15 protein-coding genes are annotated in these 13,184 nt (G+C 64.8%); 8 read left to right on the forward strand and 7 right to left on the reverse strand.

What is annotated here, in order from left to right; genetic code table 11:
* Positions 1–248 precede the first annotated feature (248 nt).
* The 3 genes from JQ603_RS33165 to JQ603_RS33175 all read left to right on the forward strand — a co-directional run bounded on the left by JQ603_RS33165 (position 249) and on the right by JQ603_RS33175 (position 2,410).
* On the forward strand, positions 249–803 hold the full coding sequence (locus tag JQ603_RS33165) for a fasciclin domain-containing protein (protein ID WP_212346343.1): 555 nt from the start codon (positions 249–251) through the stop codon (positions 801–803).
* A gap of 183 nt (positions 804–986) precedes the next feature.
* Entirely contained in the window at positions 987–1,616 is a 630-nt protein-coding gene (locus JQ603_RS33170) for a cytochrome b/b6 domain-containing protein (protein ID WP_212346346.1), read from the forward strand.
* Between the two features lie 11 nt (positions 1,617–1,627).
* Positions 1,628–2,410: a molybdopterin-binding protein gene (locus JQ603_RS33175; RefSeq protein WP_212346349.1), complete on the forward strand. Its 783-nt coding sequence runs from the start codon at positions 1,628–1,630 to the stop codon at positions 2,408–2,410.
* 95 nt (positions 2,411–2,505) lie between these two features.
* On the opposite strand, the gene JQ603_RS33180 is transcribed toward JQ603_RS33175, so the two are convergent.
* The gene (locus JQ603_RS33180) at positions 2,506–3,708 is read right to left on the reverse strand and encodes a YbfB/YjiJ family MFS transporter (RefSeq protein ID WP_212346352.1); all 1,203 of its coding nucleotides are present in this window, start codon (positions 3,706–3,708) and stop codon (positions 2,506–2,508) included.
* A 132-nt stretch (positions 3,709–3,840) separates the two neighbouring features.
* Here JQ603_RS33180 and leuB point away from each other — a divergent pair, with 132 nt between their 5' ends.
* Both leuB and JQ603_RS33190 read left to right on the forward strand, forming a co-directional pair.
* Positions 3,841–4,953, forward strand: coding sequence for a 3-isopropylmalate dehydrogenase (gene leuB, locus JQ603_RS33185; RefSeq protein WP_212346354.1), 1,113 nt, complete (start codon positions 3,841–3,843; stop codon positions 4,951–4,953).
* Between the two features lie 131 nt (positions 4,954–5,084).
* Positions 5,085–5,720, forward strand: coding sequence for a DapH/DapD/GlmU-related protein (locus JQ603_RS33190; RefSeq protein WP_212346356.1), 636 nt, complete (start codon positions 5,085–5,087; stop codon positions 5,718–5,720).
* A gap of 189 nt (positions 5,721–5,909) precedes the next feature.
* Here JQ603_RS33190 and JQ603_RS33195 read toward each other — a convergent pair whose 3' ends face one another.
* Positions 5,910–6,293 carry a hypothetical protein gene (locus JQ603_RS33195; RefSeq protein ID WP_212346358.1) on the reverse strand — a complete coding sequence of 128 codons (384 nt, stop codon included), beginning with the start codon at positions 6,291–6,293 and terminating at the stop codon, positions 5,910–5,912.
* Positions 6,294–6,462: 169 nt separating this feature from the next.
* Positions 6,463–7,245 (reverse strand): hypothetical protein, encoded by a 783-nt coding sequence (locus JQ603_RS33200; protein WP_212346360.1) that lies wholly within the window; start codon positions 7,243–7,245, stop codon positions 6,463–6,465.
* Positions 7,246–7,361: 116 nt separating this feature from the next.
* Here JQ603_RS33200 and JQ603_RS33205 point away from each other — a divergent pair, with 116 nt between their 5' ends.
* Complete coding sequence (locus JQ603_RS33205; protein ID WP_212346362.1) at positions 7,362–8,396, forward strand: aspartate-semialdehyde dehydrogenase; 1,035 nt, start codon at positions 7,362–7,364, stop codon at positions 8,394–8,396.
* A 117-nt stretch (positions 8,397–8,513) separates the two neighbouring features.
* Here JQ603_RS33205 and JQ603_RS33210 read toward each other — a convergent pair whose 3' ends face one another.
* The gene (locus tag JQ603_RS33210; protein ID WP_212346364.1) at positions 8,514–9,146 is read right to left on the reverse strand and encodes a carbonic anhydrase; all 633 of its coding nucleotides are present in this window, start codon (positions 9,144–9,146) and stop codon (positions 8,514–8,516) included.
* Between the two features lie 111 nt (positions 9,147–9,257).
* Between JQ603_RS33210 and JQ603_RS33215 the strand changes: the two genes are divergently transcribed.
* Both JQ603_RS33215 and JQ603_RS33220 read left to right on the forward strand, forming a co-directional pair.
* Positions 9,258–10,139: an HpcH/HpaI aldolase/citrate lyase family protein gene (locus JQ603_RS33215; protein ID WP_212346366.1), complete on the forward strand. Its 882-nt coding sequence runs from the start codon at positions 9,258–9,260 to the stop codon at positions 10,137–10,139.
* Between the two features lie 53 nt (positions 10,140–10,192).
* Positions 10,193–10,465, forward strand: a complete 273-nt coding sequence (locus tag JQ603_RS33220) for a hypothetical protein (RefSeq protein WP_212346369.1) — start codon at positions 10,193–10,195, stop codon at positions 10,463–10,465.
* 63 nt (positions 10,466–10,528) lie between these two features.
* Here the strand turns inward: JQ603_RS33220 and JQ603_RS33225 are convergent, their stop codons facing one another.
* From JQ603_RS33225 to JQ603_RS33235, 3 genes are all read right to left on the reverse strand, one after another.
* Positions 10,529–11,299: a Crp/Fnr family transcriptional regulator gene (locus JQ603_RS33225; RefSeq protein ID WP_212346640.1), complete on the reverse strand. Its 771-nt coding sequence runs from the start codon at positions 11,297–11,299 to the stop codon at positions 10,529–10,531.
* A 407-nt stretch (positions 11,300–11,706) separates the two neighbouring features.
* Entirely contained in the window at positions 11,707–12,126 is a 420-nt protein-coding gene (locus JQ603_RS33230; protein WP_212346372.1) for a hypothetical protein, read from the reverse strand.
* 223 nt (positions 12,127–12,349) lie between these two features.
* Positions 12,350–13,135 carry a hypothetical protein gene (locus JQ603_RS33235; protein ID WP_212346375.1) on the reverse strand — a complete coding sequence of 262 codons (786 nt, stop codon included), beginning with the start codon at positions 13,133–13,135 and terminating at the stop codon, positions 12,350–12,352.
* Between the last annotated feature and the right edge of the window lie 49 nt (positions 13,136–13,184).

Raw genomic sequence — 13,184 nt, forward strand, 5'->3', positions numbered from 1 at the left:
GCGTTTGGTGGGCACGCTGCGCTTTGCCCACCCTACGACACCGAGCGCTGAGCGCGCGCTGCCACACGGATGCGCCGCCCGATAGTTTCACGCATCACAAAGAATTTTTCCCCGAAACCGCATCGCAAACCCTCCCGTAGTTCGGTCCAACGACGGCGCTGCTGCTCCACGCCAAGAGGTCGCAAGCACCGTTGTTGCCCAACTCTAACACCGGCCATCGCCGGCTCAATTCAATCGGGAGATTCTCCATGTCGAAGCGCATTGCCTATCTCGCTGCCGCCGCCTTCAGCGCCCTTGCCATCACCGCGACCGTGGTCGCGCCGGTGCGTGCCGAGGAGAAGACCGTGATGGTCGGCGGGGCCGCGATGTTCCCGTCGAAGAACATCGTCCAGAACGCGGTCAATTCGAAGGATCACACCACGCTGGTCGCCGCCGTGAAGGCCGCCGGCCTCGTGCCGACGCTGGAAAGCAAGGGCCCGTTCACGGTGTTCGCGCCGACCAACGCCGCCTTCGGCAAGCTGCCGGCCGGCACCGTCGACACCCTCGTCAAGCCTGAGAACAAGGCGACGCTGACCAAGATCCTCACCTACCATGTGGTGCCCGGCAAGCTCGAGGCCTCCGACCTCACCGACGGCAAGAAGCTGAAGACCGCCGAGGGCGAGGAGCTGACGGTCAAGAAGATGGACGGCAAGGTCTGGATCGTCGACGCCAAGGGCGGTACCTCGATGGTGACGATCACCAACGTCAACCAGTCGAACGGCGTCATCCATGTGGTCGACACCGTGCTGATGCCGGCGACGTAACACCGCGCAGCCCGGTTTCATCCCCCAAACCGGATGCTTCGAGACGGCGAGCCGGGGGTGCCCGGCTCGCCTTTTTGTGACCAGCATAGCCCGCGGGCATCGATTCGATGGCCAACGGGGCGTAACGAAAGCGGACGCATCGGCGTATATTCGGTGTCACACGACGTTCAGGACGGAACCATCATGGCGAGCCTCACAGTCACCGACGAGCAGGTCAGGGCCACCCCGACCAAAGTGATCCAGCCGGCCTGGGTCCGCGTCATGCATTGGATCAACGCTCTCGCCATGATCCTGATGATCCTGTCGGGCTGGCAAATCTACAACGCGTCGCCGCTGTTCGGTTTCAGCTTCCCGCGCGAGTACACGTTGGGTGGCTGGCTCGGCGGCGGCCTGCTCTGGCATTTTGCGGCGATGTGGCTCTTGATGATCAACGGCCTCGCCTATGTCGTCACCGGCTTCGCCACCGGCCGCTTCCGGAAAAAACTGCTGCCGATCACGCCGTCAGGCGTGCTCCACGACGTCAGGGCTGCCCTGACCTTCAAGCTCGGCCATGACGATCTCACCGTCTACAATTACGTGCAGCGCCTGCTCTATGCCGGCATCATCGTGGTCGGCGTGCTGATCGTGCTGTCCGGCCTCGGCATGTGGAAGCCGGTCCAGCTCTATTATCTCGTCATGCTGTTCGGCGACTATCCGACCGCGCGCTACGTGCACTTCTTCTGCATGGCCGCGATCTGCGCCTTCCTCGTCATTCACGTCCTGCTCGCGCTGCTGGTGCCGAAGAGCCTGCGCGCGATGATCATCGGGCGATAAGGAGAATAGCGATGGCCAAGCGTTCATTCCTGATTCCCGGCGTCGACAAGCGGTTGCTCATCAAGGACGCCATCAAGACGATGCCGGATTTTACCCGTCGCCGCTTCATTGCGGGCGGCGCCAGCCTGGGGGCGCTGACGCTGCTGACAGGCTGCGACGTCGTGGACTCGTCCTCGGCCGATACGCTGCTGGCACAGGTCTCGAAATTCAACGACGCCGTGCAGGCTTTCATCTTCAATCCCGACGCGCTGGCACCGACCTTCCCCGAGAGCGCGATCACGAAGCCGTTCCCCTTCAATGCCTATTACGATCTCGACGACGCGCCCGATGTCGATGGCGCCGACTGGAAGCTCGAAGTGCGCGGCCTCGTCGACAACAAGAAGTCCTGGACGCTGGAGGAGCTCTACAAGCTGCCGCAGGTGACGCAAGTGACCCGTCACATCTGCGTCGAGGGCTGGAGCGCGATCGGCAGCTGGACCGGCACGCCCTTGCGCGATTTCTTAAAACTGATCGGCGCCGACACGCGCGCGAAATATGTCTGGTTCCAGTGCGCCGACAAGGACGGCTACAACTCGCCGCTCGACATGCGCAGCGCGCTGCATCCGCAGACGCAAATGACGTTCAAATACGCGAACGAGATTCTGCCGCGCGCCTACGGTTTCCCCATGAAGATCCGCGTGCCGACAAAGCTCGGCTTCAAGAACCCGAAATACGTGGTCTCGATGGAAGTCACCAACGACTACAAGGGCGGCTATTGGGAAGACCAGGGGTATAATTCGTTCAGTGGGAGCTAGCTCTGCTGCCGTAGGGTGGGCAAAGCGAAGCGTGCCCACCATTCCGTCCATCATGAAGAGAATCGTGGGCACGGCGCTGCGCGCCTTTGCCCACCCTACGGCACCGGTTGCTTGGCTGGCCCCACCTTTCGCTGCAGCAGCGATAGCGCAGCACCCAGCGCCAGCAGCGCGGCCGAGACATTCAGCGCGTAGCTCAAGCTCCCCAGCGCATCGGTGATCGCGCCGACCACGATCGGGCCGAGTGTCTGGCCGACGCCGAACGAGATCGTCATTGCCGCGATCGCGGTCGGCCACACCTCGGGCGGATAATTGAAGCGCACGAAGGCGGTGGTCGAGCCGACCACGGCGAAGAAGGCGACGCCGAATACGATCGCCGACACCGCGAGCCATGCGGGCGAATGCCCAAACATCGGCAGGGCGGCACCGAGCGCGTTGGTGCCGAGGATGATCGCAGTGGCGAGCCCGCCGCGGTCGAGCGCCAGCACGCCGCGCCAGGCCCAGGGCGTGACGAAGGCGGACAGGCCGATCAGGCTCCAGAACGCCGCCTGCGCCGCGGCGCCGCCGCCGCCATCGCGCACATAGGCGATCATGAAGGTCATGTAGGCGATGTAGCCCGCGCCGAACAGGAAGTAGCCGGCCAGATAAATCAGCACGGGCAGGATCGCGAAAGCGGCGTGGCTGCCTTCCGAGAAACGCGCGCCGCTCTCGATGCGGATCAGGAATAGCGGGATCGTCATGGCAACGGACAGCAGCGTCAGCGCCCACCACACCAGCCACCACGAGCCCGGTCCGAAATATTGCAGCGTGAACGGGGCGATCAGCCCGGAGGCGAGAATGCCGATGCCGGGGCCGGCATAGAACAGGCTGAGCAGGAAATTGGCCCGTTCGGGGCGCGACTGCGCAATCGCCGCGGCCAGCGCGCCGCCGGCGACGAAGCCGGCCGCCGCCCCCAGGCCCAGCACGAGGCGGGCAAGGCTCAGCGCGACGAAATTGCCGGTCAGCGCGCAAGTTGCGAGCGCGGCGACGCAAGCCAGGGTTCCGCCGCGGATCGCCGCCGACCAGCCGACGCGCCGGATCAGCCGGGAGGCCACAAGAGCGCCCGCGAGGTAGCCGACGGCGTTGATGGTGTTCATGAAACCGGCCGCCGAGTAGGACCAGCCGAGGTCCTCCCGCATGTCGGGCAGCACCAGCGCATAGGCGAAGCGGCCGATACCAAGCCCGACCGTCGCCGCCAGCGACAGGGTCAGGATCAGCCGCGCAGGGTGCGCGTCGGGTGGAGGGCGCTCAGGGGCGTGCAAGGGATACTCCGGCAGGGCGCACTGTGGCAGGCCCTGCCGGCCTTGCACAGCCGCGGCGCGGCAATGGTGTCTTGCCAAGCGCGCAACGCCGCTCTAGCACTCCGGCCGAATTCGATCTCAGAGGAAACGACCATGGCGACCCACAAATTGCTGCTGCTCCCCGGCGACGGTATCGGCCCCGAGGTAATGGGCGAGGTGAAGCGGCTGATCGATTGGCTGAATTCGGCCGGGATCGCCAAGTTCGAGACCGACACCGGCCTGGTCGGCGGCTCGGCCTATGACGCCCACAAGGTGTCGATCTCCGAGGGCGACATGGCCAAGGCGCTTGCCGCCGACGCCATCATCTTCGGCGCGGTCGGCGGCCCGAAGTGGGATGCGGTGCCCTACGAGGTGCGCCCCGAAGCCGGCCTGCTGCGCCTGCGCAAGGATCTCGCTTTGTTCGCCAACCTCCGTCCCGCCGTGTGCTACCCGGCGCTGGCGGAAGCCTCGAGCCTGAAGCGCGAGGCGGTCGAGGGCCTCGACATCGTCATCGTGCGCGAGCTCACCGGCGGCGTCTATTTCGGCGAGCCCAAGACCATCACCGATCTCGGCAACGGCCAGAAGCGCGCCATCGATACCCAGGTCTACGACACCTATGAGATCGAGCGCATCGGCCGCGTCGCCTTCGAGCTTGCCAGGAAGCGCAAGAACAAGGTGACGTCGATGGAGAAGCGCAACGTCATGAAGTCGGGCGTGCTCTGGAACGAGGTCATGACCCAGGTCCACAAGCGCGAATACCCCGACGTCACGCTCGAGCACCAGCTCGCCGATTCCGGCGGCATGATGCTGGTGAAGTGGCCGAAGCAGTTCGACGTCATCGTCACAGACAATCTGTTCGGCGACATGCTGTCCGACATCGCGGCGATGCTGACGGGCTCGCTCGGCATGCTGCCCTCGGCCTCGCTCGGCGAGGTCGACGTCAAGACCAAGAAGCGCAGGGCGCTGTACGAGCCCGTGCACGGCTCGGCCCCTGATATCGCCGGCAAGGGCCTCGCCAATCCGATCGCGATGATCTCGTCCTTCGGCATGGCGCTGCGCTACTCCTTCGACATGGGCGATCTCGCCGACAAGGTCGACGCCGCCATCGCCGCCGTGCTCGCCAGCGGCCTGCGCACCGCCGACATCAAGTCGGAAGGCACCACGGCTGCTTCCACCACGCAGATGGGCGAAGCGATCCTGAAGGAATTGCAGAAGCTGCACGCCTGACGGCAAGCACCGCTCTCGTAGGGTGGGCAAAGCGAAGCGTGCCCACCACTTCATCGCTATTGGAGAGAGATGGTGGGCACGGCGCTTCGCGCCTTTGCCCACCCTACGGCACCTGCACTCGGAGCCACCTCATGGGCGCACCCCGCCCCAAGATCGCGGAAACCATCATCCATGAAACGGTGCGCCGGCGCGAGGCGCAGATCGGGCGGCGCTGTGAAGTTCTCGCCAACACCCGCATCGAATACGCCTCGCTCGGCGACTACTCCTATCTCGGCGAGCATTGCGACGTCGCCGACGCCGCGATCGGCAAGTTCACGGCGATCGCCAATTCGGTGCGGATCGGTGCGCCCAATCATCCGATGGGCCGTCCGTCCCAGCATCGCTTCACCTATTGCCCCGAATATTACGAGGCGTCGGCAACGCGCGACCGCGACTTCTTCGCCGAGCGCCGCGGCGACCGCGTCATCGTCGGCAATGACGTCTGGATCGGCCACGCCGCCATCCTGCTGCCGGGCGTGAACGTCGGCGACGGCGCCGTGATCGCCGCAGGCGCAGTCGTCAGCCGCGATGTCGAGCCCTACACGATTGTCGGCGGCGTTCCCGCGCGCCCCATCCGCAAGCGCTTTCCTGATGCCGTCGCGGCAAGCCTGCGCCGGATTGCCTGGTGGGATTGGCCGGATGCGCTCATCTTTGAACGGCTCGGCGATTTCCGCTCCGAGGCAATCGAGGAATTTTGCAGGCGGTACGATCCGGCTGCGAACGCGTGATGCGCACGCATCTCACCCAAGCAACAGGAATCGTAGGGTGGGCAAAGCGCAAGCGTGCCCACGCATTTTTCGTGATCGAGAGAGATCGTGGGCACGGCGCAAGGGCGCCTTTGCCCACCCTACGGCATCTCACCAAAACAAAAATGGCCGGGCGTGAGCCCGGCCATCTTGATTCGGAAATCAGTCCGCTCAGTACAGCGGGAAATTCCGCGGATAGCCGCCGACGTCGGCCGGCGTGCTCAGCGGCTGGCGATCGATCGGCCGGTTGTTGTTCTCGCGTGCGAAGGTCGGATAGCCGATCTCCGGCGGGAAGGCGTAATCCATGAACTTGCGGTCGCCCGGATTGACCTCGGTGCCGCCATCGAGCCAGGAGCGCTTGCTCACATAGATACGGGTGCGGCCCTGCTGATAGACCGCGTTGGGACCGCTCGGGCCATAATAGGGCCGGCCGCGCTCGTCATAGCGCTTGGTCTTGGTGTCGGCCGCAGCCGGCGCCGCGAAGGCGATCGCAACCACGGCGCCCGCCGCAAGCCAGGTCGCCAGTTTGTTCGCGGCAGAGAATTTCGAGCTCATCACGTCCCCTTCAGGCGGCACGCCGCCAGTCGATTTCGCCCCATACTAGCCCGGCCGGGGTGGCTGCAACTAGGTCTATTGGGTCACACCAGCGCGGAATAATCGGGCGCGCCGGCAAAAGTTGCATGCAAACCAGCCACTTGAGCTTGATGCAGATCCTTGACGCAGGTCAAAGCGCCCCGCGCAATTGCGCGTTCGCGGCGCCGAGCAGCCAGTCCGGCGAGCCCTGGGCATCGCAACCCCGGCGCCTCAGCTCGGCACGGGCGAACAATTCCGCCAGCTTCGGCTCGTTGCCGGAGGTGAGCAGCGTCAGCCGGTTCAGCGTGCAGGCGACCGCCGCGCGCTGCGCCGGCAGCGTATCGCCCTGGCAGGAGAAGCCGGAGATCTGCAGCGCCGGCTCCTCGCTGCGCTTGAGGTAGCCGAGGCAGGCCGCCTTCGCCGTGCCGGTCGGCCGGAACAGGGCGACGGGACCGAATTTGGTGTCGATCAGGCCGGCCTGTTCGAGCGGGGTGTCCGCAGCCAAACCCATCTGGACGGCGAGGTCGGCCGCCGCCGGGCGGGCCACTTCGAATTCGCCGCCCTCCCGGTAGATCTCAAGCTGGGCCAGAGGCTTGTCGGCCTCGCTCGCCCAGCGCATCACGTCCCTGCGGCCCCCTTCGGGATGCCGGAGGATGGCGTAAGATGCTGTTTTCTCGGATGAATCGAGCCGGCTGAGGGCGAAGGCCGGATGCGAGCGGTCGGCGATGCTCCAGCCGGGCCTGGAGGCGGGCTCATCATCGCGCAAGGCAGGCAGCTGGCCGAGGGCGGCGAGGCCCAGGATGGCAAACAGGAGCAGCGCCCCTACATAGGCGAACAGGCGTGCCACCGTGCCGACCACCTCGTCGGCGAAGGCTGCGAGCGTCAGATGGATCTGGGTAGGGCTAACGGCCGTCCTGGCCTCTGGCGACTGCATCCACGGCCTTCGGGCATGGTCCAACGTTGTCTTGAGGCCGGTTCTCGCATAGAAGCGCTGCTCTTCCTGTTTAAGCGTCAGCTTCAGGAACGGGCTTTTTCATCGGAGAGTGAACGATGGGTTACAAAGTCGCAGTCGTCGGCGCGACCGGCAATGTCGGACGGGAAATGCTCAACATCCTCGATGAGCGCAAATTCCCCGCGGACGAGGTCGTGGCCCTGGCCTCGCGCCGCAGCGTCGGCGTCGAGGTCTCCTATGGCGACCGCACCCTGAAGGTCAAAGCGCTCGAGCATTACGATTTCTCGGACGTCGACATCTGCCTGATGTCGGCGGGCGGCTCGGTGTCGAAGGAATGGTCGCCGCAGATCGGCGCCGCCGGCGCCGTTGTGATCGACAATTCCTCGGCCTGGCGCATGGATCCGGACGTGCCGCTGATCGTGCCGGAAGTGAACGCGGCCGCGACCGAAGGCTTCAAGAAGAAGAACATCATCGCCAACCCGAACTGCTCGACCGCGCAGCTCGTCGTCGCGCTCAAGCCGCTGCACGACAAGGCGACGATCAAGCGCGTCGTGGTCTCGACCTATCAATCGGTGTCGGGCGCCGGCAAGGACGCGATGGACGAGCTGTTCTCGCAGACCAAGGCCGTCTACACCAATGACGAACTGGTCGCGAAGAAGTTTCCGAAGCGCATTGCCTTCAACGTCATCCCCCACATCGACGTCTTCATGGAGGACGGCTACACCAAGGAAGAGTGGAAGATGATGGCGGAGACCAAGAAGATCCTTGATCCCAAGATCAAGCTCTCCGCGACCTGCGTGCGTGTGCCCGTGTTCGTCGGCCACTCCGAAGCCGTCAACATCGAGTTCGAGAATCCGATCACCGCGGACGAAGCCCGCGAGATCCTGCGCAAGGCGCCGGGTTGTCTCGTCATCGACAAGCAGGAGCCCGGCGGCTACGCGACGCCTTATGAGGCGGCCGGTGAGGACGCCACCTATATCAGCCGCATCCGCGAGGACGCGACGGTGGAGAACGGTCTCGTGCTCTGGTGCGTGTCCGACAATCTGCGCAAGGGCGCAGCCCTCAACGCGATCCAGATCGCGGAAGTCCTGATCAACCGCAAGCTGATCACCGCGAAGAAGAAGGCGGCGTAACTCCGCTGCCGTAGGGTGGGCAAAGCGAAGCGTGCCCACCACCTTCCTAAAATCGAGAGAGATGGTGGGCACGGCGCAAGCGCGCCTTTGCCCACCCTACAGGAGCGGCGGCCTACGCTACGCCGCGCGAAATTCCTTCGCGACCTTGTCCAGCACGAACAGCGATCCCTCCGCGACGCCGAAATAGGCGCCGTGGGTCTGCATCTGGCCGGCATCCACGGCTTTGCGCACGAACGGGAAGGTCATCAGGTTCTCCAGGCTGCGGAACACCGCGGCCTTCTCGATGCGCTCGACGAACTGCGCCATGGACTCGTGGTCGCGCTGCTCGACCACCTCGCCGGGCTTGATGAACATCTGCATCCATTTGCCGATGAAGTCGCCGGGCGTCAGCGGCTCGATCTTGTCGACGAAGGCGCGGATGCCGCCGCATTGCGCGTGGCCGAGCACCACGATGTGCTTCACCTTCAGCACCGTCACCGCATATTCCAGCGCCGCCGAGACGCCGTGCGCGTTGCCGTCGGGCTGGTACACCGGCACGAGGTTGGCGATGTTGCGGACGACGAACAATTCGCCCGGGCCGACATCGAAGATCACCTCGGGTGAGACGCGGCTGTCGCAGCAGCCGATCACCATCACTTCCGGCGACTGTCCCTTCACCGACAGCTCGCGATAGCGGGTCTGCTCGGTCGGCAGCCGCTGGGTGGCGAAGGCCTTGTAGCCTTCCAGCAAATGCTTCGGGAATGTCATCATGACCTATGCCTAACCATAGAGCCCGGGAACGAACAAGCCTTTCGAATAGGCATGCCAAGTGCTATCGGCTCAGGTCATAAGAGAGACGAGGAAACTGGAAGGAACGATCGCATGACCCGCCCGCGCCGCAGCCATCTGTTCATGCCCGGCTCCAACCCCCGCGCGCTGGAAAAGGCGCGGAATCTGGCCGCCGACGGCCTGATCCTCGATCTCGAAGACTCCGTCGCCCCCGAGGCCAAGGCGGTGGCCCGCGACGGGATCGCCGCCGCGATCGCGGCCAAGGGGTTCGGCAAGCGCGAGGTCCTGATCCGCACCAACGGCCTCGACACGCCCTGGTGGGCCGATGACGTCGCGATGGCCGCAAAGGCTTCGCCCGACGGCATCCTGGTTCCAAAAGTTTCAAGCATCGAAGATCTCGACGCCATCGGCCGCCGTCTCGCCGAACTCGGTGCCGCGCCCACCGTCAAGGTCTGGGCCATGATCGAGACCGCGCGCGCCGTGCTGCACGCCGAGGAGCTGGCCGCCGCCGGCCGCGATCCCAAAACGCGGCTCTCCGGTTTCGTGTTCGGCCCGAACGACATCTCGCGCGAGACGCGCATCCGGATGCTGCCCGGCCGCGCCGCGATGATCCCGATGATCACCCATTGCATCCTTGCGACGCGCGCCCATGGCCTCGAGATTCTCGACGGCCCCTACAGCGACATCGCCAATTCCGACGGCTTCGCCACCGAATGCGCGCAGGGCCGCGACCTCGGCTTCGACGGCAAGACGCTGATCCATCCCTCGCAGATCGACGCCTGCAACGCGATCTTCACCCCGCCGGAGGAGGAAGTCGCACGCGCCCGAAAGATCATCGCGGCGTTCGAATTGCCGGAGAACGCCGCGCGCGGCGCGATCCGTCTGGATGGTGCGATGGTGGAGCGCCTGCACGCCGACATGGCCAGGCGCACGATCGAGATCGCGGATGCAATCGCAGCGATGGGGAAGGGCTAGAGCGTACACCTAAGAGTGCCGTATCGGCTCTTCTGATGCCGAGGGGGGATGAGGTGACTCTGCAAGAATTGCTCTTGTCTCGACAGAACTGGTCGGAGACGGAAACGATCTACATGGTCCAGCCGTGGAGCTGTAGCGCCGAAGTCCTTGTTTCGAGTGAATCCCCTGACACCGCCGATCCGGTCTTCCGAGCCGGCACGCGGTATGATTATTTTCTTGAGGGCTTCATCGCGCGCGACTTCCTTGATGACATCGGCGCACCAGGAGCGGATGTTAGCGAAGCGGCTTGTGAACGACTGATCCGCTACGCCGTGAATGACGCATGATTTCCGGGGCGCATCGGCTATCGAGCACCTAGCGCAATCTCGCGCCAGGAGGAAGTCGCCCGCTCAGTCGGAGGCGACCATGGCCCTTTCCCGGAACGGCCTATCGGCAGGATGCGGCGCCGCCAATTCCTGGCAATACATCCGATCGATCTTGCGCTGCATGAGCGCATAGCAATCGCATGCGATCCTCTCGAGCCGCCCCCGATGGATCTCGACAAACCCGCGCCGCTCGGACGGGATGGCGCCGGCCTCGCGCAGCTTGCTCATCGTCAGGGTCACTGTCGTCCGCCGCACCCCGACCAATTGCGCCAGCGCCTCCTGCGTCACCGGAAGCAGGTCCTCGGGAACGCGGTCGTGAAGCTGCAGGAGCCACCGCGCCATGCGGCCATCCACCCGGTGCAGCGCGTTGCAAGCGGCGACGTGCTGGAGCTGCAACAGCACGGCGCGGGCGTGGACCTGCACGACATTCCTGATGGCTGCGCTTTGCGCATGGGCAGCGCGAAATTTGGCGGCGGAGATCACCGATGCAGTGCCGGCTACGCGGGCAATCGCGGTCACCGATGAAGGCGACGGGCCGAGCACGGAGAACGAGGCCAAAGCGCCCTCCCGTCCCATCAAGGTGGTCGCGACCGTTTGCCCGTCCGGCATATCGAGCATGAAGGCGATTGCGCCGCTATGGGGAAAATAGACCGGGTCGAGCTCATCGCCCGATCGCACCAGGACGGCATCGGGTTCGAACGAGACCTTCTGGAAGTGGGGCGTGAGCAAACCGAGGTCCGCCGGCGGCAACGCCGCCAAGAGCCGGTTCCCGATCTCCTTGCGTTGGGCGGTCACGATATTCGTTTGTGGACGAGCCCCCAATGAACGACTGTATCCATCGATTCCATTTGCCATAATTGTCCAAAGTATGAATTGCCGAATGCAATCATCCAAACAGAGCCAATAGTCGAGATCAAGCACGGACTATTGCGGAGAGCTTTCCGGCCTCCTCGCCGCGCGAACAGGATGTTGCATACATCATACTATTGGCGCCCGTCGCCACGCGGCGAAGTGCCCACAAGGTGGGAGCTCTGCTGTGCGCCGCTATCGGCGGTCCGGCAGATGGTCGAGGTCTTTCCCGGTGAGGGTAGCGCTGGCGAGATCGCGGCCGCACTGTCCCTTGTGACTGCAGAGCGGGACAGAACCGCTCCATGTCGCGCGCGACAGCAGCGGCTGCGCGCGTCGGGACAATCAATTTTCGATCACCGCGGCGCGAGGTCGGCGCGGTCGAGCGACTCCAGCGTCGCGGCGTTGGCGCAATAGCCGTGATAGTTCTCCGCGGCGGTGCCCTCAGTGAGATCGCGGCCGCACTCTCCCTTGTGATTGCAGAGCGCGCAGACCCGCTCCATGTCGCGCAGCAGCAGCGGCTGTGCGCGGCCGAGCCCCTCGGCACTGATGCCGAGCTGTTCCAGCATCTTCGGCAGCTCGTCCGCGGCATGCTTGCCGTGGCGGACCAGCTCTTCGAGATCATCAGGCGCGATCCTGAGATCGCTCGCGATGCGGTCGAAATCGGCGCGGTCGAGCTGCCGCATCTCGTTCATCTCGCGGCGATGCTTCAGCCAGTTTGCGAAGGACTCGATGAGGTCCTGAACGATGGGATAAGGCCTGCTTGCGGTGCTCATGCGAGGCTCCGTTGGGATCGTGGAATTGGAGCCAGATTAGGCACAATGGTGCAGGAGCGCGTTGCGCTGGATCAAATTGAGAAGCGATCAAGGTCGTGTCCCGGACGCGCTGCAGCGTGCAACGCTGCTGCGCAGAGCCGGGACCCAGTAATCCGGCGTGATGGGTCCCGGCTCTGCGGAGCGGCACTTCGCGCCGCACCGCGTCCGGGACACGCGACGAGAGCTACGCAAATCTCTCCGCCGCCCAGGCATACAGGCTGCCCGGAATCGGCTTCTCGCCGCCGCGGCCCTTTGGCGAGATGTGCAGGCCGATGATCTCGGGGTTGGTGACGAGGCCGAGATAGCTCGTGGGATCGAAGAACAGCTTTGGCTCGGCATGCACGGCATAGAACGACTGCTTCGGCAGCGCGTTCTGCAATTCGCCGGTGCGGCGCGCGAGCGCGGTGAGTGCCGCGGGGCCGTAGATCGCGACGCGAATATCCGAGAGCCGGTTCGAACCGCCGCGCAGGCGGCGCATCATGAAGGTGATGCGGTGGCGGACCGAGAGCCAGTTCGGCGTCAGCTCCTCCTGCTCCATCAGCTCTTCAAAGGCGGCAACGATGCCGTGGTCGGGCGGCAGGTAGATCACGGAATTGCCGAGCTGGCGTGGCCGCTCCCAGGCGAAATAGGGTTTTGCCGGATCGATCTCGGCGGGCTTGAGCAGCAGCACGTCGGCATCGAGCCAGAGGCCGAGCCCCTTCGCCATCAGCTTCATGCGGAAGAAGTCGCTGAACTGCAGCGTGGTCCAGTCGCGCCAGCTGCCGTCGGGCTGCGGCGGCCGCAGCCGCTCCGAGAACGCGTGCGGCAGGATCGCTTCGGCCTCGGCGTTCGCGACGCCCGCCGGCAGGCCGGGAATGGGGTCGAAGCTGTAGACCGTAACCTTGTGGCCGGCCGCGAGCTGCGAGCGCAGACAGGTCTGGCGCAGTGCGTCCATCGGGCCATGCCAGAAGGTGACGATCTCGGGCAGCATGCAGCGAAGCTATAGGAGACGAGCGGGGCAAAGAAAAAGCCCCGGCGCT

It is taken from the genome of Bradyrhizobium liaoningense (assembly GCF_018130825.1).
GTDB classification, from domain to species: Bacteria; Pseudomonadota; Alphaproteobacteria; order Rhizobiales; family Xanthobacteraceae; genus Bradyrhizobium; species Bradyrhizobium liaoningense_B.

Bases quoted from the DNA above. Each gene is read 5' to 3' on its own strand.
- JQ603_RS33165 (WP_212346343.1), top strand. From the start codon at position 249: ATGTCGAAGCGCATTGCCTATCTCGCTGCCGCCGCCTTCAGCGCCCTT.
- JQ603_RS33170 (WP_212346346.1), top strand. From the start codon at position 987: ATGGCGAGCCTCACAGTCACCGACGAGCAGGTCAGGGCCACCCCGACC.
- JQ603_RS33175 (WP_212346349.1), top strand. From the start codon at position 1,628: ATGGCCAAGCGTTCATTCCTGATTCCCGGCGTCGACAAGCGGTTGCTC.
- leuB (WP_212346354.1), top strand. From the start codon at position 3,841: ATGGCGACCCACAAATTGCTGCTGCTCCCCGGCGACGGTATCGGCCCC.
- JQ603_RS33190 (WP_212346356.1), top strand. From the start codon at position 5,085: ATGGGCGCACCCCGCCCCAAGATCGCGGAAACCATCATCCATGAAACG.
- JQ603_RS33195 (WP_212346358.1), bottom strand. From the start codon at position 6,293: ATGAGCTCGAAATTCTCTGCCGCGAACAAACTGGCGACCTGGCTTGCG.
- JQ603_RS33200 (WP_212346360.1), bottom strand. From the start codon at position 7,245: ATGCAGTCGCCAGAGGCCAGGACGGCCGTTAGCCCTACCCAGATCCAT.
- JQ603_RS33205 (WP_212346362.1), top strand. From the start codon at position 7,362: ATGGGTTACAAAGTCGCAGTCGTCGGCGCGACCGGCAATGTCGGACGG.
- JQ603_RS33210 (WP_212346364.1), bottom strand. From the start codon at position 9,146: ATGATGACATTCCCGAAGCATTTGCTGGAAGGCTACAAGGCCTTCGCC.
- JQ603_RS33215 (WP_212346366.1), top strand. From the start codon at position 9,258: ATGACCCGCCCGCGCCGCAGCCATCTGTTCATGCCCGGCTCCAACCCC.
- JQ603_RS33230 (WP_212346372.1), bottom strand. From the start codon at position 12,126: ATGAGCACCGCAAGCAGGCCTTATCCCATCGTTCAGGACCTCATCGAG.
- JQ603_RS33235 (WP_212346375.1), bottom strand. From the start codon at position 13,135: ATGCTGCCCGAGATCGTCACCTTCTGGCATGGCCCGATGGACGCACTG.